Raw genomic sequence first — 25,995 nt, forward strand, 5'->3', positions numbered from 1 at the left:
ACTCACTATGCCATCGGTCGGTGAATCCGGTGCTTCGGCAATGTGAATCGCGTTCAGTCACCGAACAGCGTGCGCGCCTGGTCCGCGGTGAGGATCTCGTAGGCGTCCGACGCCCGGTTGTACCACCACGTGTCCGGTCCCGGCTCCGGCCGCCCGGCCGCCTGCACCGCGCGGGACGACGGACGGAACGACGGGCTGCGCGGGATGTCGTCCACCACGTACACCACATCAGGGCGCTGATCCGGATCCAGTACCCGCAACGCCTCGGTGACGTCCTTGGGGTCGAGACGGAAGCCTTTGCGCACGCTCACCGCGGCCACCGCTATGCAGTGGTCGCCGACGTTGAGCCCGTAGGCGACTTCCATGTCGACGGCGGTGACATCGTTGAGCACGTCGACCATCGGCTGGCCGAAGACCGGCCCGCGCCGGGTGTGGATCACCGTGTCGGTGCGATCGATCAGCCAGTAGTCGCCGTCACTGTCGCGACGGAACAGGTTCTCCGTCGGCATCCAGGAGTCACCCGCCGCGAAGACGCCGCGCAGCCCGCCCGCGGAGAGGTCGACGCCGTCGGACGCTTTGCCGATCAGTAGGCCCACCTCGTTGTCCGCGCAGCGGCGGGCGAAGCCGGAGCCGTCGACCAGGATGCGTTCGGTCAACGGATCGAAGGCGACCAACTCCACCTTCGCGGTGCCGGGGACCGGCCTGCCTTTGCAGCCGCGCTTCACTCCGGCCACATTGGCCAGTACCACGTCGCCCTCGATCGAGGCGTAGAACTCCACCACGCGGGCCGGGTCGAACTGCTCGACGGTGCGCCGCCACAGTCCGGCGGGCATACCGGAGCCGATGAACAACCGGATCGGGTGGCGATGACCGGCCGGGAACACCTCGGCGTCGAGAATGTCGCGCAACATGGTCCAGGTATAGGTGACCACGGTGACGCCGTACCGGTGCACCTCCTCGGCGAAGCGCTCCGGATCCAGCGACCGGGCCAGCGCGATCCGGCTCCCGCCCGCGACCGCCCCGCCGAGACTGACCAGCAGCCCGGACGAATGGTGCAGCGGCGCAAGGCAGTACACGGTGTCCCTACGGTTGAGATCGGCCGTGGTCGCGGTACCGAACGCGGACAGCGCCCAGCGATGGTTGCTGATGTACTTGGTCTCCAGCCGCTCGCCGGTTCCGGTGACGAGCACGAACGCCAGCTCCCGGGCGAGGCCGGGGTCGGGCCGGTACCACGCGGGCACGTGCACCCGCGCCGGATCGATCTGTTCCAGGTCGATCAAGCGGTCGCTCATCGGCAGCGCCAGCTCGCGCGTGTCGCCACCGCCGAGCACCAGCACCCTGGCGCCGGTCGCGGCGGCCTGCCGCAGGTTCTCCGGATCGGAGATCAGCGTCTCCACGCCGGTCAGTTCGATCGCACGGCTCAAATCGCTGTTCGGGGCCAGCAGGACCGCCACCGCGCCCAGCCGCGACAGCGCCGCGACGGAGGCCAGCGCGCTCGGCCGGGTCTCCATCACCACGCCGATCCGCATGGCGGGGCGCACGCCGACCGAGATCAGGCCGCGCACCACGTTGTCGATGCGCTCGTTGACCGCCGCGTTGGTGTGCACGCGGTCGTCGAACAAGAACAGGTCCCGCTGCGGCGCGCGCCGCGCCTGCTCGGCGAGCAATCGGCCGAGCGAAATGCGTGTGTGCGGCTGGATCATGCCCAGCCGGGTCAGCCTGGGCAGCGCCCGCGCCGCTTCGCCTGCCAGTTCGATCGAACCCCGCACGGTGTTGTTCGCGATGCCCTCGAGCGCCTTGCCCACCCCGGTGCCCGCCTCCGCCAGTGTCGCGGCCGTGTGCACCACCCGGGTCGCCGCCGACCGAGGGCGATTGTTCGCCACGTGCTCGGCCATCGGCACGATCTCCGGGGGAAGCGGTTTGTCGCCGTTCATCCACTCGACCCACTGCCGCACCAGCGGCCAGGTGTGGTTGGTGGCCATGCTTCCGGCCACCAAGCCGAAGTGGCCCGCGACCAGCGTCGCCTCGTAGACCTCCGCGTTCGGCGCGGCCCGCACGATACCGCGCACCGCGGCGGGTTGCCCGATGTCGTCGACCTCGCCGACGAACGCCAGGATCGGGCACTTCAGCTCGGCCAGCGAGATCGGGTGGTCCCGGATCACGAAACCGCCGAGCATCAGCCGGTTGTGCGCGACGAACTGCTTGAGCAGGTCCGCCGCGGCCGGTCCGGCGTAACCGACCCAGCCGTCGCTGTTGAGGAAGCGACGCTGCCGCTCCTTCGGCAGCAGCGCCTCCCGGTCGTGCAGCTGACGGAGGAAATCGATCCTGGACTTGGCCGTCTTCACCGGGTCGAGCAGCTGGAAGCCGATCCGCACCATCGAGTCGGTGATCGGCAGCCGGGTGACCACGTGATCGGCCAGGAAGTCCGCGACGTCGGAGACCATGCCGTAGGGCAGCCCGAACGGCATGCCCGCGACGATGTCGACCGGGCTGCCGAAGGTGACGATGCTGTCCACGCCCTTGCCGTAGCGGTAGGCGGCGGTCTGATAGGCGAACATCCCGCCCTGCGAGTAGCCCATCAGGTGCACGCCGGAGCCGGTGGCCTCGTTGACGGTGTCGATGGCGCTGTTGACGGCCAGCACGTGGTCGGCGAGGTCGCGCTGCCAGCCGCCCTCCTCGCTCGCGGGCGAGCCGAAGTCCACCACCCAGCAGTCCACGCCGCCGCGGTGCAGGATCCCCACGGCGCCGTCCTCGGCGTTCACGTCCCAGATGTCGGCGTTGACCATGAGCGGCGGGACCAGCAGGGCCACCGGCCGCCCCGGGGTCGCGTCGTCGGGGAAGTAATGGCGCAGCCGGTACATGCGTCTGCGCTCCACGACCTCGAACGGCGAGGACGCGACGTCATGGGTCAGGCCGCCGAAGCGGATGACCTCCAGGCCGTTCTGCGCGGTCGCCATCAACCGCTGCACCGAGCCCACCACAACCTTCGCATTCAACTTCACCATCGCTCCTGGCCCTACCCTAGAACGTGACCCGCATCACACACCGCGAGGTGTTCGAACGAGCTTCCCACACCATCTGTCCATTATGTGTCCGCTGTGACACGTCACATGCCAGGATGCCGCGGTCGGCTTCCCGGACGTCCACCTATCGGCTCGAGTACGTCGTCGGTCGATGCTCCGGCAACGAGAAGCCGAGCAGCCCGATCCCCGACGTCGACCGCCCCACCTGGCACAGGCGTCCGGGACGGACATGGTCGTGCCTCCGATCGGAGTCACGGCACGGAGTTCCTCCGCTCGGCTCAGCGTAGGCGACCCGGCGCGGAACACAGCGCGCCCGGCACGGCGGCGTCGGCGAACATCGGTCGCGGCGCAGCCCGGTTCCGGTGGATGAGGGCGGCCCCCGGCCGCGGTGAACGCACGAGGAGCACCGAACCGCCCGGCGCGAATGAGCACCCCGGGACAGCTAATCCTTCGCGACCAGAAGGCAATCCGAAGACCGCCCCAGCGACGCCACCCACCGTTTCCGGAATCGACCGCGTGTCGTGACCATCCGCCGGGCCACGGGACGATCTTCGAAATTTTCCTGCGCTCAGCCGCTTTCGGCGTCTACCATCGATCGTGTCTGGAACGCCATGGCGCGTAGGCAATTTCGTTCGATGAGCTCTGTGCGGGCATACCCGCTGCTGTTTGATGTGAACACCCAGCGACTCTGAACTATCGGCGACCCTCAATTCCACCCTGCTCCACAACCCGTCACCATGTCCCGGTGGCCGTCTCGAGGTGAGGACCACGCATGACCATTGAAATGCCAGTCCAAACGGAAAACAACGTGCGCAAGAGCCTGAGCACCAGCACGGCGGGGCTGCTCGCGCACACCACCAAATCCGAACCGCAGATGCAGGGCATCAGCTCCCGGTGGCTCACTCGCGCGCTCCCGTGGACGCAGGTCAACGGCGGTGTGTACCGGGTCAATCGCCGCCTGACGCACACCGTGGGCAACGGCGAGGTGGAATTCGTCATCGACGGTTCCACCGCGCGGGTGATTCCGCTGGAATTGCAAGAACTTCCGGCACTTCGCGGATTCGACGACGAGGAAGTCCTGCGCGGCCTCGCCGATCGTTTCGAACAACGCGATCTCGGACCCGGCACCGTGGTGGCGGAATTCGGTAATGCCATGGATCAAGTCGTGCTGATCGTGCACGGCAAATTGAGCAAGATCGGATCAGGTGAATACGGCGAGCAGACGAAGCTCGGCATCCTGGGCGGTGGCGACTTCTTCGGCGACACCCTGCTCACCGAGCCCTCGGCGATCTGGCCGGTCACCATCAAGACGGTCACGCGGACGACCGTCCTGGCCCTGCCGCGGCAATCGCTGACGGAATTCCTCGACAACACTCCGGCGCTGCGGGAGCAACTCGACCGCGTCGCCGCAGCGCCCAGTCGTCCGCAGAACAACAAGGGCGAGGCCGACATCACGATCTCCTCCGGCCACGCCGGCGAACCGCTGCTGGAAGGCACGTTCGTCGACTACGACGCCGCGCCGCGCCAATACGAACTCAGCCTCGCGCAGAGCGTGCTGCGGGTGCACACCCGGGTCGCCGATTTGTTCAACGACCCGATGAATCAGGTCGAGCAGCAATTGCGCCTGACCATCGAAGCTCTCTACGAACGGCGCGAATACGACCTGGTCAACAATCCTGATTTCGGTCTGCTGCACAACTGCGATCTGAAACAGCGCATCTACACCGAGTCCGGCGCGCCCACCCCGGACGACTTCGACGAACTGCTCAGCATGCGCCGCAGCACGAAATTGTTCCTCGCTCACCCGAAGGCGATCGCCGCGTTCGGACGCGAATGCACCAAGCGCGGGATCTACCCGGATCCGGTCGAGGTGGACGGGCACCGTGTGCCCGCATGGCGTGGCGTACCGATATTCCCGTGCGGCAAGATCCCGGTCAGCGACACCCAGACCACCTCGATCCTGGCCATGCGCACCGGCGAGAAGGATCAGGGCGTGATCGGCCTGCACCAGACCGGGATCCCGGACGAGTACGAGCCGAGCCTGAACGTGCGCTTCAAGGGCATCGATGACCAGTCGATCATCTCCTACCTGATCAGCTGCTACTACTCGGCGGCCGTGCTGGTGCCGGATGCCCTCGGAGTGCTCGACAACGTCTCGGTCGCCCGGCAAGCCGACTGACCGGGGGTGATGGGCATGTCGGTGCTCTCCCGCGCCGGGGCGGCGCATGCCACCGATGAGGTGGCCGCCGCCGTCGTGGCGCTACTCACCAACACCCGGACGTCCGCTCCGGCCGAGCTTTTCACATCCGAAAAGGTTGAGGCGCACGGTATTTCGCTGCCGAGCGAAAAGGGCGGGAAGCCCGGCCGGTTGCTCGGTCCCTCCGGGCTGGGTACCGCAGCACTACTGCTTCCGGATCGTGGAACCACGTCCACCAGCGCGACATCCTCCCCCGCCCATGGCGGCATCAGCACTCCGTCGCCTACCTTCGGCAGCGCTCGAGTGCCGACCCCGGCGGCGGGGAGAACGCAGTCGCCGACAGCGTCACGCGTCCCCGCCGGACCCACCGGGCTCGGCACGGCGGCGGCGTTATCGGGAATCCACGGCTTGGCCACGCTGCCACGCACGCCCGAGCCCATGCCGCTGCAGCGAACCCGATCGGACGGCGCGGCTGTGGTGGCCGGATCGGGCACGGCCACCGAGTACCGCGATCGCGAGGACCCGATCCCGCCGCTGTACTGCCCGCCGCCGCTGCGCGACGATCCGGCGCTCGCCGAGGCCGTCAACACCGGCATCGTCGAGTGGGCCAGGGACATCGGGCTGTACGAAGGCCGGCTGGACGAATTGCGCGACGCCGATTTCGGCCGGTTGATCATGCTCGCCCACCCGGACTGCGACAACGCCGACCTGCTGCTGGCGGCGGCGAAGTGCGCGGTCTCGGAATGGTCCGTGGACGACTACTACTGCGAGGAGGACGCCGACGACCGGGCTCCGGACGGCACCCCCTCCAGCGCCGAGGCGGAGCTGGGTCCCCGGCTCGAATTGGCGGCCGCCGCCATGGACCCGGTGCACCTTCCCGCGCGGTACGTCGCGCAGCTCGAGGCGGCCCTCGACGCCGACCCGATCCTGCGCGCTTTCCGCACGTCCTTCGAGCATCTCGCCCGCTATGCGCGTCCGGCGCAACTGGCCCGGCTGCGCACCGAGATCGCGGGCTGGTTCATCGCGCTCGGCGCGGAGGCGGGCTGGCGGGCCGCGGGGCGGATGCCGCCGGTGTGGGAGTACCTGACCAACCGGCAACCGCACAGTTTCCTGCCGTGCATGGCGCCGACCGACGTGGTCGGCGGCTACGAGTTGCAGGCCGCGGAATACACCGACCCCGCGGTCCGCCGCGTGGTCACCACGGCGGCGCTGGCCAGCCAGATGGTGAACGACCTGTACTCGATGGCGCGTGAGGACCTCTCCAACGGCAGAGAGTTCAATCTGCCGACCGTCCTGGCCGCAGAGGAGCGCTGCTCGCGCCGCGAGGCCGTGCTGCGCACCGCCGAGGTACACGACGAACTGGTGCACCGGTTCGAACGGGAGGCGGCGCCCTTGGCCGCGCTGGGCTCACCGGAATTACGCCGCTTCCTCACCGGCCTGTGGGCCTGGATGGGAGGCAACCGCGCCTGGCACGCCGACAGCAAACGCTATCGCGACCCGCACTGAAGCTACCCGCAAGTGAGCAATGAAGCAGTACCGCACCGAGAGAGGATGATCGCGCATGACCATGCTCAACCCGGAGACCGGGACCGTTCTGCGTACCAGCTACCAGAAATCCGTCGCCGCGTACTGGAACAACAACCCGAACGACGACCGGGTCAACACCAAACTCGGTGAAGTCGACGGGCTCTACCACCACCACTACGGCATCGGCGACCCGGACCTGTCCGTGCTGACCGGCCCGGAGGACACCCGCGAGGAGCGCATCGTCACCGAACTGCACCGGCTGGAGACCGCGCAGGCGGATTTCCTGCTCGACCACCTCGGCGACATCCGTCCCGGCGACCGGCTGATGGACGGCGGCTCCGGTCGCGGCGGCACCAGCTTCATGGCCAACCAGCGCTTCGGCTGCCAGGTCGACGGCGTCACCATCTCCGAGTACCAGGTCGGCTTCGCCAACGATCAGGCCGTCCGCCGCGGCGTCGCGGACAAGGTGCGGTTCCACTTCCGCAACATGCTGGACACCGGATTCGAGAGCGGCTCCATGCGCGGGATCTGGACCAACGAGACCACCATGTACGTGGACCTGTTCGACCTGTTCCGCGAGTTCTCCCGCCTCTTGGAGCCGGGCGGGCGCTACGTGTGCATCACCGGCTGCTCCAACGACGTGACCGGCGGCCGCTCGTCCTCGGTGAGCTGGATCGACGCGCACTACGGCTGCATGATCCATCCGCGCAGCGAGTACTTCCGCGCCATGGCCGAGAACGACCTCGTGCCCATCGCCGTGACCGAACTCACCGCGGCGACCATCCCGTACTGGGAGCTGCGCACGAAATCCGAGCTCGCCACGGGTGTCGAGAAGCCGTTCCTGACCGCGTACCGGGAGGGCAGCTTCCACTACCTGCTCATCGCCGCCGATAAGGTGGGCAGGTGACCGACACCCTCGTCCAGCCGTACACCGACCGCGAGGCCCTGCCCGTCGAGCTCGTCGACGACGCGGGCCGCGCGGTCGGCGCGTGCTCGGTCGCCGAGGCCCACCTGGCTCCGGGACTACTGCACCGCGCGTTCTCCGTGTTGCTGTTCGACTCGGCCGGCCGGGTCCTGTTACAGCAGCGCGCGGCGGTGAAGACCAGGTTTCCGTCGCTGTGGGCCAACACCTGCTGCGGCCACCCCGCCCCGGGCGAACCCGTCGCAACCGCGGCGGGGCTGCGCTTGGCCGAGGAGATGGGCCTGACGATCGCGCTCACCGAGGCGGGCGTCTACCGCTACCACGCGGCGGACCTCCGCACCGGCCGCGTGGAGTCCGAATGGGATCACGTGCTGATCGGGCGGCTGGACATCGGCACGCCTCGGCCAGACCCGGCCGAAGTCGCCGACTTCGCCTGGATCCAACCGGACGCACTACGCGACGCCCTGGCCGACAATCCGGATGCCTACACGCCGTGGCTGGCGGGTGTGCTCGACATCGCGGAGCACGCGCACGTCACCCGCGCTACGGCACCCTGAGCGTCGCGTTCGCTCGATCTCCCTGGAGCGAGGCGGCGAAGCGCAGCATCGACTGCACCGCTGCCTCGATCCGGCCCGCAATGGGTTCTGTTCTCGGCTGTAGTGCGGCTCGACATACCTGCTCGTCACTGCGGTCACTAGTGGATCACATGATTGGATGCGCATATCCCTGTAACACCATGGAGCCAACCTGAGAGAACTCATAGGAACGGCACAGGCTGCGGCCAGGACCGTTCTGCATCGTTGATGTTGTACGAGTTCTCGGTGAAGTGAGGTGCGTGATGGTCGAATTCGAGGTCACCGGAACGAGGGTGACGGTGCACGTGCTCGGCGCACATCAAGTGCTGGCACTGCGCGACCACCTGACCTTCGATTTGTCGGACATCACCGCGCTCGGCCTGGCCGGGGTAGACCGCCGCCCGCCGTGGGTGCGCGCGCCCGGCACCTTCTTCCCCGGCGTGATCGCGGCCGGGACATTTCGCGGCAAGGGCCGCAAGGAATTCTGGGACACACGCTTCGACGGACACGCCATCCGTATCGACTTGGCGGGCGCCGATGTCACACGCCTGGTGGTCGACGTCGCCGACCCGGACGCCGAGCTGCGCAAGCTCGCCATCGCGGTAGCCGCCTGAGCCTCGCTCAGGTGCCGAACGATCGCAGCGAGCCGGTGAACGGCTTCGGCGGCGGCGCGGCGAATTCGCCCCGTCCGGACTTGCGCAGACCGAGCGTGAGCAGCGATTGGACGGTCAGGGTCGCCGCCGCAACACCGTCCACCACCGGCACGCCGACCTTGGCGCGCACCTGCGCGGACAGATCGGCCATCCCCGCGCAGCCCAGAACGATCGCATCGGACCGGTCCGCCTCGACCGCTTCCCTGCACGCTTCGGTGACGATCTCGCGCGCGTCCGGATCGCTGTCGAGGGCGAGCACGGGAATCTCACAGGCGTGGATACCGCGGCAGAAGCGCCGCATCCCGTAGCGCTCCGCCAGATCGGCCGCCCGGCCGACGGTCCGGCCCAGGGTGGTGACCACGCTGAACCCACGACCGAGATGAGCGGCGGTACGCATGGCGGCCTCGGCGATCCCGATCACCGGTCCCCCGGCCAGCTCGCGCGCGGCGTCGAGACCGGGGTCGCCGAAGCAGGCCAGCACGTAGCCGTCGACCCCCTCGGCCTCCCCGCGCCGGATCGCGGCGAGCAGGCCGGGAACGCTGAGCGCTTCGTCGTAGTGACTTTCGATCGAGGCCGGTCCCATCTCCGAGGTCACCGCGTCGAGCAGGGTGCCAGGACCAGCGACGGCCCTGGCACACCGCTCGATCGTGTCGGTCATCGCCCGGGAGGTGTTGGGGTTGACCACGCGAATACGCATCAGGCCGCGCTCTCCCGCACCGCCGGCCGGGTGCGCGTGGCCAGGACGTAGTAGGCCACGAAGCCGAGTCCGCAACCGACGAACCAGCTGTACTGGGCCGCGGTGTACATACCGGTGACGTCCTTGGCCAGCACGGGGATCACCGCGACCAGCGCGCCGACGACCGTCGCGATCACCGCGGCCGGGTTGTATCCGCCGCGATACCAATAGCGCCCGCTGCTGGACATCGTGAACAGGTCGTCCACCGCCACGCGTTGCTTGCGCACGAGGTAGTAATCGGCGATGAGCACCCCGAACAGAGGGCCGATGAAGGCGCCGAGCACCTCCAGCGTGTAGTGGATGACCTCCGGGTTGTTGTAGAGATTCCACGGCGTGATCAGCACCGAGCCCACCGCGGCGATCATGCCGCCCGCGCGCCAGCTGACGCGCTGCGGACTCACATGCGAGAAGTCGAAGGCCGGCGAGATGAAGTTCGCGACGATGTTGATGCCGATGGTGGCGACAGTGAAGGTCAGTGCGCCGAGCACGATCGCGAAGGTGCTGTCGATGCGCGCCACCGTGGCGACCGGGTCGGTGATCAGCTCGCCGTAGACCGGCACCGTCAGCGAGGCGGTGATCACCACCAGCAACGAGAACAGCAGGAAGTTCAGCGGGAGACCGAGCAGGTTGCCCCGGCGAACCACGGCGAAGGACTTGCCGTACCGGGAGAAGTCGCCGAAATTCAACATCGGCCCGGAGAAGTAGGAGACCACGAGCGCGATGGCGCCCAGCATCACCGGCACCGAGTCCCATCCGGTGTACCGCACCGCGCCCAGGTTCAGATCGATCGCGCCCCAGCCGGCCTTCGCGATCAGGTAACCGCACAACAGGAACATCACCACGTACACCGCGGGCCCGCAGAAGTCGATGAACCGGCGAATGGACTCCATGCCCTGCCAGAAAACACAGGCCTGCACCACCCACAGCGTCAAATAGCTGCCCCAGCCGAGCAGCGACAGACCGAGGAACCCGTAGTCGCCTGCCACCGCGTAGGGCCCGAGGGACGGAAACAGCTTCACCAATACGACATCCAGTGCCGCCGAAGCGAGAAACGTCTGAATGCCGTACCAGGCCACCGCGATCAGCCCGCGGATGATCGCGGGGATGTTGGCGCCGAGCACGCCGAACGCACTGCGGCAGATGACCGGGTACGGCACGCCGGTCATCTGACTCGGCTTGGCGACCAGATTGCAGAAGAAATACACCAGGGTGATCCCGATCAGCAGGGCCACCAGTACCTGCCAGCTGGCCAAGCCGAGCGCGAACAAGCTGCCCGCGGTGACATAGCCACCGACGCTGTGCACGTCCGACATCCAGAACGCGAAGATGTTGTAAGAGCCCCAGTTCTGCTTGCGCAGCGGCGCGAGATCGTCGTTGGTCAGCCGTGGGTCGTAGCCGACGGGGGCGATCCGCTCGGGAGCGGCTGCCGCGGCGATGGTTTCGGTCATGGTGTTTCCCATCCGAAGGGTGAAAACGGTGATCGAAACGACGGTAGGAATCTGCTATTGCCCGTCCATTGCGCGGTTATTGCCCGGCTATTGCGCGGCAGATATATCTTCCGGCGCGAGCAGACCAGTATCGGTGGGCAAGGTCGCGATCACGGACTCCAGCCTGCGATGGTGATGTTCGGCGACGAGCAGCAGGCGCTCGACATCCCGGGCCAGGAACGCGTCCAGCATCAACGCGTGGTCGGTGTGCAGCCGCACTCGGTCGGCCCGGCCGATGTGCACCATCGACTGCACCGGCTCGGTGACGTTCCACGCCGCTTCTAACATGTGCAGCAGTCGAAACATGCGTGACGGCCGGGTCAGCGCCACATGGAAGGCACGCGACCCACGGTGGTAGGCGGCCGGGTCGTCGTCGCGAATCGCCTGTTCCAGGGCCTCGGTCACATCCAGCAGTTCGGCGCGGTCGGCGGCGGAGTGGTTCATGGCGGCCGCGGCGAGCGAGGCCGTCTCCAAGGTCTGCCGCGCGATGTACATCTCGCGCAACTCGGCGGCGGTCAGTTGCGCCACCGTGTACCCCGCGTGCGGCTCGTGGGTGACCAGCCCCTCCCCGATCAGTGTCTTGAGCGCTTCGCGCACCGGAATATGGCTCACGCCGAACAGTTCCGCCACCTCGCGCAGCGGGATGACGGTGCGGGGCGGCACCGCCCCGTCGAGGATCACCCGGCGCAGTTCGCCGAGGATGATCTGCGGGCGGCCGGGTGTGTCGACGACCAACCTCGCGAGCAGCGCCGAACGTCGTCTCGGGGGCATGGCAACACGCTAGGGGCAGCGTGTTGCGTTCCCGGTCACCCGTGTGACGGTCAGGAAACGTCTTCTCACAGTACCGACCGGTCGCGTGGTGGGTGCGGGTCCCGGCCACCGGTCTCGAGCGAAACGAGACACCTAGCATGGGATTGTTCGCGACGCCGCAGGCGCTGAAAGACAGGCACAGGTTCCGATGACAGTTTCGGCAGGGCAGTTCGTAGATCGCCGTTTCGCGCGACTGGTGGCGGAGTTCGACCGGCTGTTCCGGCGTCCGTCCGACGGCGGCGGCGCGCTGGCGGTCTACCTGCACGGCGAGCCGGTGGTCGACGTCTGGGCCGGATACGCGCACCCCCACGTCCCGTGGGCGCACGACACTATCGCGATGGCCTACTCCACCGGCAAGGGGATCGCCAGCACACTCGTGCATCGTCTGGCCGAGCGCGGCCTGATCGACTACGACGAGCCGGTCGCGACGTACTGGCCGGAGTTCGCGGCGGCGGGCAAGGAACACATCAGCGTGCGAGCGATGCTGACGCACCGGGCCGGGCTGCACCGGCTGCGCGGGCTGCTGCCCGGGCCCGTCGAGCGATTCTTCGACGACGCCGCGGTCACCGCGGCGCTCGCGGCCGCCGCGCCCGATCCGCGCCACAGGGTGACCAGCGGCTACCACGGCATCACCTATGGGCACCTCACCGCCGAACTGGTGCGGCGGGTGACCGGAGCGGAATTCACCGATGTGCTGCGCACCGAGATCGCGGAGCCGCTTGCGGCCGAGGACCTCTGGTTCCGGGTCCCGGCCTCCGAACGCGGGCGTATCGCCACCAATTTCCCGCGCCTGACGGTGGCGGGCATGAGCTGGGAGCGCAGCTCGCGGCTGCTCGCCCGGACCCGTTTCGCGGCCGCCGCCGATACCACCCCGGTGGGATTCGCCGAGCTGGTAGCGGATCCGCGCCTGTACGACTCGGTGATGCCCGGCCTCAACGGCGTCTTCTCCGCCCGCGCGCTGGCCCGCGTGTACGGCGCGCTCGCCAACGGCGGCCGGCTGGACGGCTACCGGCTGCTGAGCCCGGACACCATCGAGCGGATGACCCGGCGGCAGGTGTTCACCCCGGACTACGTGCTGGCCTTCCGCATCCCTTGGGCCCTCGGTTACCACGGCGTGCCGATGAAGCCGTCCAAGGCCGAACCGATCTCGGCTTTCGGCCATTTCGGCCTCGGCGGCTCCGGCGGTTTCGCCGACCCGGTGACCGGGATGTCGCTCGGCTTCGTCACCAATCGCCTGGGCAGCAGGATCACACCGCTCGGTGACGCGCGCCTGGCACGATTGGGCGCGCTGGCGCACAACCTCGCCAGAGCGGCCTGACCTCCCCGGCCCGAGTGGCAGCATGGCGGTATGGAATCGGTCGACATGGTCCGGATCGAGGCGGCCGCGCGGCTGCTCGCCCCGGTGATCCGGCGCACGCCGCTGCTGGCCTCGCGGGTGCTGTCCGAACGCGTGGGCGCCGAGGTGTGGCTGAAGTGCGAGAACTTGCAGCGCACCGGTTCGTTCAAGCCACGCGGCGCCTACAACCGGATCGCGAATCTGCCGCGGGAAGCGCGGGAGCGCGGCGTCGTGGCCGCGAGCGCCGGTAACCATGCGCAGGGCGTCGCGTGGTCGGCGGCGTCGCTCGGCATCGCCTCGACGGTGTTCATGCCGGTCGGGGCGTCGCTGCCGAAACTGATGGCGACCAAGGCGTACGGCGCGCAGGTCCGCCAGGTCGGCGAAACCATCGACGAGTCGCTGGAGGCCGCCTTGGATTTCGCCGACCGGACCGGGGCGACACTGATCCACCCGTTCGACCATCCCGATATCGTGGCCGGTCAGGCCACCGTCGGCACGGAGATCGCGGAGCAGTTGCCCCAGGTGGGCACGGTGCTCGTGCCCACCGGCGGCGGAGGGCTCTTGGCGGGAGTCGCGGTCGCGCTGCGGCAGCTGGCGCCGGACGCGCGCGTCATCGGGGTGCAAGCGGCGGAAGCCGCCGCCTGGCCGGACTCGCTGGCGGCCGGCCGCCCGGTGCGGGTCGATCGGATGGCGACGATGGCCGACGGCATCGCGGTCGGGCGTCCCGGCATCGTGCCGTTCGATCATGTGGCGCAGCATGTTTCGCGCATCGTCACGGTGGACGAGGAAGCGCTGTCGCAGGCGTTGCTGCTGTGCCTGGAACGCGCGAAGCTGATCGTCGAGCCCGCGGGCGCCGCCGCGGTCGCCGCCCTGACCAGTCACGCGCCGGAGGAACTCGGCCTGCGCGGGCCGGTCTGCGCGATCCTGTCCGGCGGCAACATCGACCCGCTGCTGCTGACCCGGGTGATCGGGCACGGCCTGAGCGCGGCAGGCCGTTATCTGGCCGTGCGGGTGACCATTTCCGATCGCCCCGGCGCACTGGGGGCGCTGCTCGCGGTGATCGGGAAGACGGGCGCCAGTGTGGTCGACGTGGCGCATTCGCGGACCGGGACCTGGCTGGCGGTCGACGAGGTCGAGGTGGCCCTCACCCTGGAAACACGAGGCCGCGACCACCGCGACGACGTGCTCACCGCCCTCGCGAACGCGGGATACGCGGTCCGCGACTCGGATTGACCGATGCCGCTGTCCGGGCTTCATCGAGTGGCACACCACCGAGGAACCTACTCGCGAAATGCCGCAACCAGGTGCCGCTCGTGCGCGTGGTCGGCGTCAGTGCGCACCGCCTAGTTCCAGGGCGAGTACGCCGAGGATCACGAGGGCGATGCCGCCGACCTGTACCAAGGTCAGCCGCTCCTCGAGGAAAAGCACGCCGATCACCGCGATCGCGGCGACGCCGACCGCCGACCAGATGCCGTAGGCGACCCCGATCGGCATGCCCCGCTTCAACGCCTGGGCCAGGAAGAAGAACGCCGCGCAATAGCCGACGACCACCACGATGGAGGGGACGAGCTTGGCGAATCCGTCGGACAATTTCAGCGAAACGGTGGCGGTCACCTCGGAAGCGATGGCCATAGCGAGCAGGAACAAGGTCATTTTCGCAGCGTAGCCACAGCCGTGCGGGCGCGCACCGGTCCGCGATCGCCTCCCGCGGCCGCTCCCCAGCACCGGGGATTCGCGGCACGGCGACCTCGGCCGATGCGTCGATACCATCGCGCCATGCGTAGCTCAGACGTTGCGGTAACCGATTTTCCCTTCGATGAAGTGACGTGCAACGAGTTGCCGTACGCCGAGCGCGACGAGCGGTATCGGCGGTTGCACGAGTGGCCCGAGCCGACTTATGCGCACCGCTGCGGGCTGCGCATGATCTGGAAGTACGCCGACGTGCGCGAGGTGCTGGACGCGACGACGCCCGGGATTTCCAATACGAATTCGCTCGACCCGCTGGTCGGTTACGCGCGCATCGCGGCGACACCGCAAGCCATCCCGCATTTCGTCCGGCATTTGGTTCCGCCACCCGCGAAGGCCACCGCCAACCTGGCCGACGATCGGCTGCACAAGCGCGTGTGGAACACCATGGCCGGGCCGGAGGGGCATTTCACGATTTCCGCGGCGGATCGGCCCGCTCGGGCCGCGCAGATGGCCGAGCACTTCCACGAGGCGGTGCGAGACGCGGGATTCCGCGCCGGGTCGCCGTTGGACGTGACCGCCCTGTCCATCGGCTACGCCGCCCGGACCGTCTGCGCGGCGGTCGGCCTGCCCGCAGCGGACTGGCCGCACGTGGCCGCGTGGAGCGGAGCGCAATCGGGGCTGCTCGGCCGGGTGATGCGTGGACGCGAACTGGCCGACGCGGTGAGCGCGCTGGGGTGGTTGTTCACGGTGAGCGGCAGAGCGGTGCGAGAAGGCCGGGGCAGCGAGGCGGCCGGGTTCGCGCGCAAGCTCCGCGACGCCGGGCTCTCCCATCGGATCGCGGTGTCGGCCATGGCGAATTCGCTCGCCGCCGGAGTGCACACGGTGAGCGGCAGCATCCAGCAAGGCGTACAGCGGTTGCTCGGCGATCCGGACCGGAACTGGTGGAACCTCCTGACCGAACCGGAGGGCGGAACACGGGTCGCCGCGAAAATCCTGCAACTGGATCCCGGGCTGGTGGCATGGAAGCGCCGAACCAGGACGCCGGTCGTGCTCTCCAGTGGCACGCGGCTGCCCGCCGGACCGCTGCTCGTGCTGTTCGCCGCGGCCAACCGCGATCCGGAAGCCTTCCCCGACTGCCTGGCGCTGGACGGGACCGGCAAGTTGCCGTTGACCTTCGGCTTCGGCAGGCACGTCTGCCCCGGCAAGAGCATGGCCACGCTGGCCGTCGAGGTATTCCTCCGGCAGTTGCGCGAGCTGGCGCCGGAGGCCGAACCGATGGCGGAGGCCCGGGGCATCCGGCGCCGCGGCGATCTGCTGTTCAGCGGCGCCGACATCACCATCGTCGGCTAGGCCGATTCACCCGCTGGTCAGCGAAACGGGTTCAGTCCAGCCAGGCCCGCGCCGCGGCCGCCGCCTCGCGCACCTCCGCGAGCTGCGCCGCGACCTGCACACCGGCCGTACCGCCCCGGGCGTCGCGGGACGCGATGGACCCTTGCACGGTGAGCACCTCGCGCACCTTCCCGGTCAGCGCCGGGTCGACCGCGGCGAACTCCTCGTCGGTGAGTTCGTCCAGGCCGACGCCGCGGGATTCCGCGACACGCACGCACGCACCCGCCGCCTCGTGCGCGACCCGGAACGGAACACCCTGGCGGACAAGCCATTCGGCGATGTCGGTGGCCAGCGTGAAACCGGCGGGCGCGAGTTCGGCCATGCGATCGGTGTGGAAAGTCAGTGTCGAGACCAGGCCGGCGATCGCCGGGAGCAGCAGTTCGAGTTGCGCGACCGAATCGAACAGCGGCTCCTTGTCCTCCTGCAGGTCACGGTTGTAGGCCAGCGGTTGCGCCTTGAGCGTGGCCAGCAGGCCGGTGAGGTTGCCGATCAACCGGCCCGCCTTGCCGCGAGTCAGCTCGGAGACGTCCGGATTCTTCTTCTGCGGCATGATCGACGACCCCGTCGACCAGGCGTCCGCCAGGGTGACGTAACCGAACTCCGGTGTGCTCCAGACAATGACCTCTTCGGCCATCCGGCTCAGGTCGACGCCGATCATGGCGAGCACGAACGCGGCCTCGGCGGCGAAGTCCCGCGCCGAGGTGGCGTCGATCGAGTTGGCGGCGGCCGAGTCGAAATCCAGTTCCGCCGCGATCGCCTCCGGGTCGAGCCCGAGCGAGGAACCCGCCAGCGCACCGGAACCGTAGGGCGACACCGCCGCGCGGCGATCGAAATCACGCAGCCGGTCCAGGTCGCGCAGCAGCGGGTGGGCGTGCGCGAGCAGATGATGGGCCAGCAGCACCGGCTGCGCCGCCTGCAGATGGGTCTTGCCCGGCATGACCGCGTCCGGATGCGCGGCGGCCTGCTGCACCAGCGCGTCGACCACCGCGAGCACGCCGGCGGCCACCCGGCGCACGCCGTCGCGCAGCCACATCCGGAACAGCGTGGCCACCTGGTCGTTGCGCGAACGCCCCGCCCGCAACCGGCCACCGAGCTCCGGACCGACCCGTTCGATCAGGCCGCGTTCCAGCGCGCCGTGCACGTCCTCGTCCGATTCGGCCGGGCCGAACGCGCCGGAAGCCACGTCCGCCGCGAGGCGGTCCAACCCGTCCAGCATGCCGGACAGATCGGCGTCGGACAGCAGCCCGGCCTTGTGCAGCACCCGTGCGTGTGCCTTCGAGGCGCGGATGTCATAGGGGGCCAGTGCCCAATCGAAGTGCGTCGACTTGCTCAGCGCGGCCATGGCCTCGGCCGGGCCGGAGGCGAATCGGCCGCCCCAAAGCGCGCCTTGGTTCGTGCTCATGCTGTTCCGCCTCTCCGGATATTCAGGCTCCCCGCCTCGCTGGGCCTCGAGGCCGTGCAAGTCGGGGACGGGGCTGTTTCACGTTCAGGTCCTGCGTTGGGTGACCGTCGGGTTCTGGGCGTACCCGGTGAGTTACCCATGTTCTTGCGAAATCAGTTCGTGCGTTGATTCGTGAGATCGGTTGTGCGCTGGCTTGGGGATCAGGTCGGCGTGGCTTACGACCCAGTCGTTCCGTTGGCTCGCGGAACCAGTTGTTGCGTCGGCGCGAGGTCGAGTCGTTTCTGCTCGACGCAGCTGGGCCGTTCGGTGGTTGCTCGACGCTATCCGCCGACAGCGGCCTCATGCGCCGGGGCGAAGGCGTTCGCAGGTGGCTGTCAGGGCGCACTGCTGCCCTGTCAGCGCGCTCCGAACGCCGACTCGAGACTACGACCTCGCGGCAGGCGTTCGCGTGCCGGTGCTCGTTTCGGCACCGGCACGCCTGCGGCCTACTTCTGGTTCAGGTCGCGGCGGGCGGCGACCTTGGAGGACAGGCCGTGGATCTGGACGAAGCCCTTGGCCAGCGACTGGTCGAAGGTATCGCCCTCGTCGTAGGTGGCCAGGTTGAAGTCGTAGAGCGACTGCTCCGAGCGGCGGCCGTTGACCACGGCCGAGCCGCCGTGCAGGACCATCCGGATGTCACCGGAGACGTGCTGCTGCGTGTCGAGGACGAAGGCGTCCAGCGCGCGCTTGAGCGGGGAGAACCACAGGCCGTCGTAGGCCAGCTCGCCCCAGCGCTGCTCGACCTGCCGCTTGTAGCGGCCCAGTTCGCGCTCGATGGTGACGTGCTCCAGCGCCTGATGCGCGGTGATCAGCGCGATGGCGCCGGGCGCCTCGTAGATCTCCCGGCTCTTGATGCCCACCAAGCGGTCCTCGACCATGTCCAGGCGGCCGACGCCCTGGCGGCCCGCGCGCTTGTTCAGCTCGACGATCGCTTCCAGCACGCTGACCTGGCGGCCGTCGATCGCCACCGGCACACCCTTGTCGAAGGTGATGATCAGTTCGTCCGGCGCCTCGAAGTTCACCGTCGGGTCGGAGGTGTAGTCGTAGACGTCCTTGGTCGGGGCGTTCCACAGGTCCTCGAGGAACCCGGTCTCCACCGCGCGGCCCCAGACGTTCTGGTCGATGGAGAACGGCGACTTCTTGGTGACGTTGATCGGCAGCGCGTTCTCCTCGGCGAAGGCGATGGCCTTCTCCCGGGTCCAGGCGTAGTCACGCACCGGTGCGATCACGTTCAGGTCGGGCGCGAGCGCGCCGATGCCCACCTCGAAACGGACCTGGTCGTTGCCCTTGCCAGTGCAGCCGTGCGCGACGGTGGTCGCGCCGTGGAACTTGGCGGCCTCGACCAGGTGCTTGACGATCAGTGGGCGGCTGATCGCCGACACCAGCGGGTACTGGCCCATGTACAGCGCGTTGGCCTGGATGGTGGGCAGGCAGTACTGGTCGGCGAATTCGTCGCGGGCGTCGATCACGATCGCCTCGACCGCGCCGCAGTCCAGGGCGCGCTGGCGCACCACGTTCATGTCCTCGCCGCCCTGGCCGAGGTCGATGGCCACGGCCACCACTTCGGCGCCGGTCTCCTTGCCGATCCAGCTGATCGCGACGGAGGTGTCCAGCCCACCGGAGTAGGCGAGTACGACGCGCTCGGACATGTTCTGTGTGCTCCTCGATGTTTCGGTGCTCGTCTGCGTGATACGGACCGGCTTCCCGCCACAGCGGCCCGCACGTCCTGCAAATGATTATGCACGACGATGCAAGCCCATTCATAATCGGGTGTGGCCAACCCTGAGCTGGGCCGACACCCTCCCCTCTACCCTCTCAGAAGCACGGGCGCACCGTCTGCCCACAGCAGGAAACACGCCCGTTCGTCACGCGTTCCGGCATCCCGGCGAGTCACCCGTATTCGTACGAGATCGGTTGTCCCGTGCGCGACGATCAGGCTAGTTGTTCGATCTTCGCCGCCACTTCCGCCCCGGTCAGCGGTTCGCGGGCGATGACGGCGATGGTGTCGTCGCCCGCGATGGTGCCCACGATGTACGGGAGGGCGGCGCGGTCCAAGGCGCTGGCGAGGTAGTGAGCCGCGCCGGGTGGGGTGCGCAAGACGGCGATGTTGCCGCTGGCGTCGGTGGAGACCAGCAGGTCGCCGAGCAGTTTGGACAGGCGGTCGGTGCCGCCGGTCACGCCGCGCACGGGGCTGCCGTCCTCGGGCACCACGTAGACGCCCGCGCCGCCGTCCGCCGCGCGCAGCTTCACCGCCCCGAGTTCGTCGAGGTCACGTGACAATGTCGCCTGCGTGGTTTCGATGCCTTCGGCCGCGAGCAGCGCCGCCAGCTCGGTCTGGCTGCGGACCGCGTGCGCCGACAGCAGTTCGACGATGCGCGACTGCCGCCCGGCGCGGGTGCGGGCGATGGCGGGGCCGCTTCGTCCCGATTCCGACTGTGAGATGCTCATGACCGCGCCTCGCCGGGGCATGTGATCGTCGTACGCGGCTGGGCGCGGCGCAGGCGCTGACACCGGCTCACCGCCGCACCTCGCTGGTCCAGCGCGGGCCGAGGCGTCGAGGACCGATTCGCTCGCTGGGCACAGATGAACACGGGCCATGCCGGGTGATACGCACGTCCTCGCTCACGCTGCGCCTTCCGGCACGAGCGGAGCCGGTTACGCTCCGCCGCCGCCTTCCGGCCTGAACGCTCCCGCTGCGCCTTCCGGCACGAGCGAAGGCGGTCAGGCACCGCTGCCGCCTGCCGGCCCGACCGCTCACGCCGCTCCCCCGTATCGTCGCTCCAGCAGCCAGGCCAGCAGCGCTTTCTGCGCGTGCAGGCGGTTCTCCGCCTCGTCCCACACCACGCTGTGCGGCCCGTCGAGCACCTCGTCGGTGATCTCTTCGCCGCGATGCGCGGGCAGGCAGTGCAGCACGACCGCGTCCGGCTTGGCGTGGGCGAGCAAGTCGGCGTTGAGCTGGAACGGGCGGAACGGGCCCACCCGGTCCAAGCCGTCGTTCTCCTGCCCCATGGAGGTCCAGGTGTCGGTGACCAGCGCGTCGGCGCCCCAGGCGGCGGCGACCGGGTCGCCGGTCACCGTGACGGTGGCGCCGGTCTCGGCGGCCCGCTTGCGCGCGGCCTCCACGACCCACGGCTGCGGCTCGAATCCGGTGGGCGCGGCGATGGTCACGTTCAGCCCCGCCGTGACGCCGCCGAGCAGCAGCGAATGCGCCATGTTGTTCGCGCCGTCGCCGAAGTAGGCCAGTTCGCGTCCGGTCAGCTCGCCCTTGTGCTCGGCGAGGGTCTGGAGGTCGGCGAGCACCTGACAGGGATGGAACTCGTTGGACAGCGCGTTGACCACCGGCACCGTGGCGGTGGCGGCCATCTCGTCGAGCCGGGACTGCTCGAAGGTGCGCCACACGATGGCGTCCACGTACCGGGACAGCACCCGGCCGGTGTCGCCGAGCGTCTCCTCCCGGCCCAGCTGGGTGTCGCGGCCGTCCACGACCACCGCGTGCCCGCCGAGCTGGGCGATGCCCATCTCGAAGGAGAACCGGGTGCGGGTGGAGTTCTTCTCGAAGATCACGCCGACGCCGCGCGGGCCGTCCAGCGGGCGCCGCGCGAACGGCGATTTCTTGAGTTCGGCCGCGAGCGCGAGGATCTCGGCCTGCTCGGCCGGGCTGACGTCGTCGTCACGCAGGAAATGCCGCACGGAGGTCATTGCGCCGCAGCCCCTTTCGCGTCCGCCAGCGCGGCGTCGAGGATCTCCGGCAGGTCGGCGACGAAATTGTCGGCTTGGGTCTCGGTGAGCACCAGCGGCGGTGCCAGCCGGATCACGTCGGGCTTGGCCGGGTTGACCAGGTAGCCCGCCTCCCGCGCCCGCGCCTCGACCAGCGCGGACACCTCGTCGGTGAGCACGATGCCCAGCAGCAGGCCCGCACCGCGCACCTGATCGATCAGCGGATGCTGCAACAGTTCGATGCCGTCGCTGAGCCGCTTGCCCACCGACTCGACGTGCGAGAGCAGGTCGGTCTCGTCGATGGTGCGCAGCACCGCGAGCGCCGCCGCCGCGCAGACCGGGTTGCCGCCGAACGTGGTGCCGTGCAGGCCGGGGGTGAGCAGTTCGGCCGCCCGCCCGTTGGCCAGCACCGCGCCGATGGGCATCCCGCCGCCGAGGCCCTTGGCCAGCGTGATGACGTCGGGCACGATGCCGACGGCCTGGTGGGCGTAGAACTTCCCGGTCCGTCCGATGCCGGTCTGCACCTCGTCGAGCACCAGCAGCGCCCCGTTGCGCGCGGTGATCCGGCGCGCCTTGGCGAGGTAGTCGAACGGCGGGACCACGACGCCGCTCTCCCCCATCATCGGCTCCAGGAACACCGCGGCGGTGTCCTCGTCGACCACGGCTTCCAGCGCCGCGGCGTCGCCGTAGGGCACGTGCACGACGCCAGGGGGCATCGGTTCGAACGGGGTCCGCTTGGACGGCTGCCCGGTGAGGGCCAGCGCGCCCATGGTGCGGCCGTGGAACGCCTCCTCGCAGGCGACGATCTTGGGCCGCCCGGTCAACCGCGCGATCTTGAACGCCGCTTCGACCGCCTCGGTGCCGGAGTTGCAGAAGAACGCCCGGCCCTCCCCGTCGCCGAAGTGCGCGAGCAGCCGCTCGGCCAGCTCCACGACCGGCTCGCTGGCGTACAGGTTCGACACGTGCCCGAGCGTGCCGAGCTGCTGGGTGACCGCCTCCAGGATCGCCGGGTGGGCGTGGCCGAGGCTGTTGACCGCGATGCCGCCGAGGAAATCGACGTAGCGCTTGCCGTCCGCGTCGTAGACCACGGCCCCCGCGCCGCGCACCAGCGCGACCTTCGGTGTGCCGTAGTTGTTCATCAGCGCGGCAGACCACCGCTTCTGCAGTTCAGCTGTGCTCATTGTTTCGTTCCGTTCGGTGCGCCGGACCCGTTCGGGATGAGCGGGGCGGGAGTCACCATCGTTCCGATTCCTTCTCCGGTGAACAGTTCCAGCAGCACGGCGTGCGGGACCCGGCCGTCGATGACATGCGCGGTCGGCACCCCGGCCGTCACGGCGCGCAGGCAGGCTTCCATCTTGGGCACCATGCCCGCATCGAGGCGGGGGAGCAACTCGGCCAGTGCGGTCGTATCGATGCTGGAGGTGAGCGAGGACCGGTCCGGCCAGTCGGTGTAGAGGCCCTCCACGTCGGTGAGCATCACCAGCTTCTCGGCGCCGATGCCCTCGGCCAGCGCCGCGGCGGCGGTGTCGGCGTTGATGTTGTGCACCACGCCTTCGGCGTCCGGCGCGATGGTCGACACCACGGGGATACGGCCCGCGCCGATCAGGTCGAGCACCGCGTCCGGGTTCACCTCGGTGACGTCGCCGACCAGGCCGATGTCGGTGGGCTCGCCGTCGACCTCGACGGTGCGGCGGGTGGCGGTGAACAGTCCGGCGTCTTCACCGGAGATGCCGACCGCGTACGGGCCGTGCGTGTTGATCAAGCCGACCAGCTCGCGGCCGACCTGGCCGAACAGCACCATCCGCACCACGTCCATCACCTCGGGCGTGGTCACCCGGAAGCCGCCGCGGAATTCGCCTTGCAAGCCGAGCTTTTTCAGCATCGCGCTGATCTGCGGGCCGCCGCCGTGCACCACCACCGGGTGCACGCCGACGGTGCGCAGGAACGCCATGTCGGCGGCGAAGGCCTGCTTGAGGTCGTCGTCGACCATGGCGTTGCCGCCGTACTTCACGACGACGATCTTGTCCCGGAACTTCTGCAACCACGGCAGGGCGCCGGCCAGGACGTGCGCCTTGTCCAGCGCGGAAAGCGTGTGCAGCACCTCGCTGGTCATGAGCTGTAGGCCGAGTTCTCTTCGACGTAACCGTGCGAGAGGTCGGTGGTGCGGATGGTCGCGCGCGCCGAGCCGACGTTCAGCTCGATCAGCACCTCGATGTCGGTGCCGGACAGATCGACCGCCCGTGCGCCGGGCGCGCCGACACCGTCGACGCACACCGGCTTGCCGTTGAACGACACCGAGATCCGGTTCGGATCCAGCGTCACCGGCGCCATGCCGACCGCCGCCAGCACCCGGCCCCAGTTCGGGTCGGAACCGAACAGCGCCGTCTTGACCAGGTTGTCGCGGGCGACGGTGCGGGCCGCGGCCACGGCCTCGTCCTCGGTGGCCGCGCCCGCGACGGTGACGAGCACCCGCTTGGTGACGCCCTCGGCGTCGGCCATCAACTGGGCGGCCAGGTCGTCGCAGACCGCGAGCACGGCCGCGTCCAGCTCCTCCTGGCTCGGGGTGACCTCGCTGGCGCCGTTGGCCAGCAGCAGCACGGTGTCGTTGGTGGAGCAGGAGCCGTCCACGTCGAGCCGGTCGAAGGTGCGCGCGGTGGCGTTGCGCAGCGCCTGGTCGAGCTGATCGGCGGTGACCGCCGCGTCGGTGGTGAGCACCACCAGCATGGTCGCCAGCGACGGGGCCAGCATCCCCGCGCCCTTGGCCATGCCGCCGACGTTCCACTTGTCGCGGTGGTGGAACGCCGCCTCCTTGGGCACGGTATCGGTGGTCATGATGGCCCAGGCGGCATCCGAGCCGCCGGACAGACCGCCGCCCATCTCGTGCACGATCTCGGCGACTGCGGGGATGAGTTTGTCCATCGGAAGCCGGTCGCCGATCAGTCCGGTCGAGCAGACCGCGATCTCCCCGGCTCCGGTCTCGGTGCCCCAGTTGCTCAGCGCGGCGGCGAGTTCCTCGGCGGTCTTGTGCGTGTCCTGGAATCCGCCCGGGCCGGTGCACGCGTTGGCGCCGCCGGAGTTCAGGATCACCGCGCGCAGCCGCTTGCCGGTGAGCACCTGCTGTGACCACAGCACCGGAGCGGCCTTCACCTTGTTGCGGGTGAATACGCCGGCGGCCGGGTATTCCGGTCCCTCGTTGAACACCAGCGCCAGATCCGGCTTGCCGCTGGCCTTGATGCCCGCGGCGATGCCCGCCGCGCGGAAGCCGAGCGGTGCGGTCACGCCCTGGGTGCGGACCAGCTTGCCGCTGGCGATGTCGGCTGTCGTCACGGTGCCACTCCTACGGTGGAAAGTCCTGCGGTCTCCTCGAATCCGAGGGCCAGGTTCATCGACTGCACCGCGGCGCCCGCGGTGCCCTTGGTCAAGTTGTCGATCGCGCCGATCACCACGAGCAGGCCCGCGTCGGCGTCCACCGCGACCTGCAGGGTGACGGCGTTGGAGCCGAGCACCGAACCGGTCTGCGGCAGCACGCCTTCCGGCAGCAGGTGCACGAAAGGCTCGTCCGCGTAAGCCTTTTCGTAGACGGCGCGCGCCTGCGCGGCGTCGACGCGGGTCGGCGCGGTGCAGGTGGCGAGGATGCCGCGCGGCATCGGCGCGAGCACCGGCGTGAACGACACCGCGACGTCGGTGCCGCCCGCCGCCGTGAGGTTCTGCGCGATCTCCGGGGTGTGCCGGTGCGCGCCCGCGATGCCGTAGGCCCGCGCCGAGCCCATCACCTCCGAGCCCAGCAGACCGATGTCCAGTTTGCGGCCGGCGCCGGAGGCACCGCTCACCGCGACCACGTGCACGGTGGGCTCGACGATGCCCGCGGCGACGGCGGGAGCCAGCGCGAGGCTGGCGACGGTGGGATAGCAGCCGGGAACCGCGATCCGCGTCGCGGCGCGCAGCTTCTCCCGGCCGCCGGGCAGCTCGGGCAGTCCGTAGGGCCAGCTGCCCGCGTGCGGGCTACCGTAGTATTTCTCCCAGGCCTTCGGGTCGGTGAGCCGGAAGTCGGCGCCGCAGTCGATGATCACCGTGGACTCGGGCAGCTCGGCGGCGATGGCCGCGGACTGGCCGTGCGGCAGGCCGAGGAAGACCACGTCGTGGCCGGCCAGTTCGGCCGCCGTGGTGGGCGCCAGCACCCGATCGGCCAGCGGCAGCAGATGCGGCTGCAACTCTCCCAGCGCGGTGCCCGCGTTCGAGCCCGCGGTCAGCGCCCCGATGACGAGGCGCCCGGTTCGGTAGGCGGGATGCCCCAGCAGCAGTCGCAACACTTCGCCGCCCGCGTACCCGCTGGCACCGGCTACCGCGACCCGCACGACGGGTCCGACCGAGGAATCAACCATGTGATGATTATGCATGACTGTGCAAGCTCATTCACAGCCTGGTCGCCGCGAGCGTGGTCACGAGCACCTGATACCCGTCACGTCTGCGCGCAAACGACGGGCCGCGCGGCC

21 protein-coding genes are annotated in these 25,995 nt (G+C 69.2%); 8 read left to right on the forward strand and 13 right to left on the reverse strand.

All coding sequences use genetic code 11. The features are described 5' to 3' along the window. Positions 1 to 53 precede the first annotated feature (53 nt). The gene (locus QMG86_RS20955) at positions 54 to 3,005 is read right to left on the reverse strand and encodes an acyl-CoA synthetase (protein ID WP_281874305.1); all 2,952 of its coding nucleotides are present in this window, start codon (positions 3,003 to 3,005) and stop codon (positions 54 to 56) included. Positions 3,006 to 3,795: 790 nt separating this feature from the next. Between QMG86_RS20955 and QMG86_RS20960 the strand changes: the two genes are divergently transcribed. From QMG86_RS20960 to QMG86_RS20980, 5 genes are all read left to right on the forward strand, one after another. Further along, the gene (locus tag QMG86_RS20960; RefSeq protein WP_281874306.1) at positions 3,796 to 5,202 is read left to right on the forward strand and encodes a family 2B encapsulin nanocompartment shell protein; all 1,407 of its coding nucleotides are present in this window, start codon (positions 3,796 to 3,798) and stop codon (positions 5,200 to 5,202) included. A gap of 15 nt (positions 5,203 to 5,217) precedes the next feature. Beyond that, positions 5,218 to 6,726: a family 2 encapsulin nanocompartment cargo protein terpene cyclase gene (locus tag QMG86_RS20965; RefSeq protein WP_281874307.1), complete on the forward strand. Its 1,509-nt coding sequence runs from the start codon at positions 5,218 to 5,220 to the stop codon at positions 6,724 to 6,726. Between the two features lie 55 nt (positions 6,727 to 6,781). Further along, positions 6,782 to 7,654 carry a geranyl diphosphate 2-C-methyltransferase gene (locus tag QMG86_RS20970; RefSeq protein ID WP_281874309.1) on the forward strand — a complete coding sequence of 291 codons (873 nt, stop codon included), beginning with the start codon at positions 6,782 to 6,784 and terminating at the stop codon, positions 7,652 to 7,654. Next, positions 7,651 to 8,226 (forward strand): isopentenyl-diphosphate Delta-isomerase, encoded by a 576-nt coding sequence (gene idi / locus QMG86_RS20975; protein WP_281874310.1) that lies wholly within the window; start codon positions 7,651 to 7,653, stop codon positions 8,224 to 8,226. Before QMG86_RS20970 ends, idi begins: the two co-directional genes overlap by 4 nt. A 281-nt stretch (positions 8,227 to 8,507) precedes the next feature. After that, positions 8,508 to 8,858: a hypothetical protein gene (locus QMG86_RS20980; protein WP_281874312.1), complete on the forward strand. Its 351-nt coding sequence runs from the start codon at positions 8,508 to 8,510 to the stop codon at positions 8,856 to 8,858. Between the two features lie 7 nt (positions 8,859 to 8,865). Here QMG86_RS20980 and QMG86_RS20985 read toward each other — a convergent pair whose 3' ends face one another. From QMG86_RS20985 to QMG86_RS20995, 3 genes are all read right to left on the reverse strand, one after another. Then, complete coding sequence (locus QMG86_RS20985) at positions 8,866 to 9,594, reverse strand: aspartate/glutamate racemase family protein (protein WP_281874314.1); 729 nt, start codon at positions 9,592 to 9,594, stop codon at positions 8,866 to 8,868. Beyond that, positions 9,594 to 11,081 (reverse strand): NCS1 family nucleobase:cation symporter-1, encoded by a 1,488-nt coding sequence (locus tag QMG86_RS20990; RefSeq protein WP_281874316.1) that lies wholly within the window; start codon positions 11,079 to 11,081, stop codon positions 9,594 to 9,596. Before QMG86_RS20990 ends, QMG86_RS20985 begins: the two co-directional genes overlap by 1 nt. An 87-nt stretch (positions 11,082 to 11,168) precedes the next feature. Further along, a complete protein-coding gene (locus tag QMG86_RS20995; protein WP_281874318.1) occupies positions 11,169 to 11,891 on the reverse strand; it encodes a GntR family transcriptional regulator in 723 nt (240 codons plus the stop codon). Positions 11,892 to 12,078: 187 nt separating this feature from the next. Here QMG86_RS20995 and QMG86_RS21000 point away from each other — a divergent pair, with 187 nt between their 5' ends. Further along, the gene (locus QMG86_RS21000) at positions 12,079 to 13,248 is read left to right on the forward strand and encodes a serine hydrolase domain-containing protein (protein WP_281874319.1); all 1,170 of its coding nucleotides are present in this window, start codon (positions 12,079 to 12,081) and stop codon (positions 13,246 to 13,248) included. 30 nt (positions 13,249 to 13,278) lie between these two features. After that, on the forward strand, positions 13,279 to 14,499 hold the full coding sequence (gene ilvA, locus QMG86_RS21005) for a threonine ammonia-lyase (RefSeq protein ID WP_281874320.1): 1,221 nt from the start codon (positions 13,279 to 13,281) through the stop codon (positions 14,497 to 14,499). Between the two features lie 96 nt (positions 14,500 to 14,595). On the opposite strand, the gene QMG86_RS21010 is transcribed toward ilvA, so the two are convergent. After that, the gene (locus tag QMG86_RS21010; RefSeq protein WP_281874322.1) at positions 14,596 to 14,919 is read right to left on the reverse strand and encodes a DMT family transporter; all 324 of its coding nucleotides are present in this window, start codon (positions 14,917 to 14,919) and stop codon (positions 14,596 to 14,598) included. A 123-nt stretch (positions 14,920 to 15,042) separates the two neighbouring features. Between QMG86_RS21010 and QMG86_RS21015 the strand changes: the two genes are divergently transcribed. Then, complete coding sequence (locus QMG86_RS21015; RefSeq protein WP_281874324.1) at positions 15,043 to 16,305, forward strand: cytochrome P450 family protein; 1,263 nt, start codon at positions 15,043 to 15,045, stop codon at positions 16,303 to 16,305. A gap of 31 nt (positions 16,306 to 16,336) precedes the next feature. Here QMG86_RS21015 and argH read toward each other — a convergent pair whose 3' ends face one another. The 8 genes from argH to argC all read right to left on the reverse strand — a co-directional run bounded on the left by argH (position 16,337) and on the right by argC (position 25,884). Beyond that, positions 16,337 to 17,746: an argininosuccinate lyase gene (gene argH, locus QMG86_RS21020; RefSeq protein ID WP_281874325.1), complete on the reverse strand. Its 1,410-nt coding sequence runs from the start codon at positions 17,744 to 17,746 to the stop codon at positions 16,337 to 16,339. Between the two features lie 485 nt (positions 17,747 to 18,231). Further along, entirely contained in the window at positions 18,232 to 19,434 is a 1,203-nt protein-coding gene (locus tag QMG86_RS21025; RefSeq protein WP_281874326.1) for an argininosuccinate synthase, read from the reverse strand. A gap of 283 nt (positions 19,435 to 19,717) precedes the next feature. Further along, positions 19,718 to 20,233, reverse strand: coding sequence for an arginine repressor (locus QMG86_RS21030; RefSeq protein ID WP_281874327.1), 516 nt, complete (start codon positions 20,231 to 20,233; stop codon positions 19,718 to 19,720). 306 nt (positions 20,234 to 20,539) lie between these two features. Then, the gene (argF, locus tag QMG86_RS21035; RefSeq protein WP_281874328.1) at positions 20,540 to 21,484 is read right to left on the reverse strand and encodes an ornithine carbamoyltransferase; all 945 of its coding nucleotides are present in this window, start codon (positions 21,482 to 21,484) and stop codon (positions 20,540 to 20,542) included. Continuing rightward, positions 21,481 to 22,683 (reverse strand): acetylornithine transaminase, encoded by a 1,203-nt coding sequence (locus QMG86_RS21040; RefSeq protein WP_281874329.1) that lies wholly within the window; start codon positions 22,681 to 22,683, stop codon positions 21,481 to 21,483. The genes argF and QMG86_RS21040 overlap by 4 nt, the downstream gene beginning before the upstream one ends. Next, positions 22,680 to 23,615 (reverse strand): acetylglutamate kinase, encoded by a 936-nt coding sequence (argB, locus tag QMG86_RS21045; protein ID WP_281874330.1) that lies wholly within the window; start codon positions 23,613 to 23,615, stop codon positions 22,680 to 22,682. The genes QMG86_RS21040 and argB overlap by 4 nt, the downstream gene beginning before the upstream one ends. After that, positions 23,612 to 24,829: a bifunctional glutamate N-acetyltransferase/amino-acid acetyltransferase ArgJ gene (gene argJ, locus QMG86_RS21050; protein WP_281874332.1), complete on the reverse strand. Its 1,218-nt coding sequence runs from the start codon at positions 24,827 to 24,829 to the stop codon at positions 23,612 to 23,614. The genes argB and argJ overlap by 4 nt, the downstream gene beginning before the upstream one ends. Beyond that, positions 24,826 to 25,884 (reverse strand): N-acetyl-gamma-glutamyl-phosphate reductase, encoded by a 1,059-nt coding sequence (gene argC / locus QMG86_RS21055; protein ID WP_281874333.1) that lies wholly within the window; start codon positions 25,882 to 25,884, stop codon positions 24,826 to 24,828. The genes argJ and argC overlap by 4 nt, the downstream gene beginning before the upstream one ends. Between the last annotated feature and the right edge of the window lie 111 nt (positions 25,885 to 25,995).

Origin of the sequence: Nocardia sputorum, assembly GCF_027924405.1 — a bacterium.
Lineage (GTDB): Bacteria > Actinomycetota > Actinomycetes > Mycobacteriales > Mycobacteriaceae > Nocardia > Nocardia sputorum.

What these genes read in the sequence shown, in the direction of transcription:
- QMG86_RS20955 (WP_281874305.1), bottom strand. Translation starts at nt 3,005, where the DNA reads ATGGTGAAGTTGAATGCGAAGGTTGTGGTGGGCTCGGTGCAGCGGTTG.
- QMG86_RS20960 (WP_281874306.1), top strand. Translation starts at nt 3,796, where the DNA reads ATGACCATTGAAATGCCAGTCCAAACGGAAAACAACGTGCGCAAGAGC.
- QMG86_RS20965 (WP_281874307.1), top strand. Translation starts at nt 5,218, where the DNA reads ATGTCGGTGCTCTCCCGCGCCGGGGCGGCGCATGCCACCGATGAGGTG.
- QMG86_RS20970 (WP_281874309.1), top strand. Translation starts at nt 6,782, where the DNA reads ATGACCATGCTCAACCCGGAGACCGGGACCGTTCTGCGTACCAGCTAC.
- QMG86_RS20980 (WP_281874312.1), top strand. Translation starts at nt 8,508, where the DNA reads ATGGTCGAATTCGAGGTCACCGGAACGAGGGTGACGGTGCACGTGCTC.
- QMG86_RS20985 (WP_281874314.1), bottom strand. Translation starts at nt 9,594, where the DNA reads ATGCGTATTCGCGTGGTCAACCCCAACACCTCCCGGGCGATGACCGAC.
- QMG86_RS20990 (WP_281874316.1), bottom strand. Translation starts at nt 11,081, where the DNA reads ATGACCGAAACCATCGCCGCGGCAGCCGCTCCCGAGCGGATCGCCCCC.
- QMG86_RS20995 (WP_281874318.1), bottom strand. Translation starts at nt 11,891, where the DNA reads ATGCCCCCGAGACGACGTTCGGCGCTGCTCGCGAGGTTGGTCGTCGAC.
- QMG86_RS21000 (WP_281874319.1), top strand. Translation starts at nt 12,079, where the DNA reads ATGACAGTTTCGGCAGGGCAGTTCGTAGATCGCCGTTTCGCGCGACTG.
- ilvA (WP_281874320.1), top strand. Translation starts at nt 13,279, where the DNA reads ATGGAATCGGTCGACATGGTCCGGATCGAGGCGGCCGCGCGGCTGCTC.
- QMG86_RS21010 (WP_281874322.1), bottom strand. Translation starts at nt 14,919, where the DNA reads ATGACCTTGTTCCTGCTCGCTATGGCCATCGCTTCCGAGGTGACCGCC.
- QMG86_RS21015 (WP_281874324.1), top strand. Translation starts at nt 15,043, where the DNA reads ATGCGTAGCTCAGACGTTGCGGTAACCGATTTTCCCTTCGATGAAGTG.
- argH (WP_281874325.1), bottom strand. Translation starts at nt 17,746, where the DNA reads ATGAGCACGAACCAAGGCGCGCTTTGGGGCGGCCGATTCGCCTCCGGC.
- QMG86_RS21025 (WP_281874326.1), bottom strand. Translation starts at nt 19,434, where the DNA reads ATGTCCGAGCGCGTCGTACTCGCCTACTCCGGTGGGCTGGACACCTCC.
- QMG86_RS21030 (WP_281874327.1), bottom strand. Translation starts at nt 20,233, where the DNA reads ATGAGCATCTCACAGTCGGAATCGGGACGAAGCGGCCCCGCCATCGCC.
- argF (WP_281874328.1), bottom strand. Translation starts at nt 21,484, where the DNA reads ATGACCTCCGTGCGGCATTTCCTGCGTGACGACGACGTCAGCCCGGCC.
- QMG86_RS21040 (WP_281874329.1), bottom strand. Translation starts at nt 22,683, where the DNA reads ATGAGCACAGCTGAACTGCAGAAGCGGTGGTCTGCCGCGCTGATGAAC.
- argB (WP_281874330.1), bottom strand. Translation starts at nt 23,615, where the DNA reads ATGACCAGCGAGGTGCTGCACACGCTTTCCGCGCTGGACAAGGCGCAC.
- argC (WP_281874333.1), bottom strand. Translation starts at nt 25,884, where the DNA reads ATGGTTGATTCCTCGGTCGGACCCGTCGTGCGGGTCGCGGTAGCCGGT.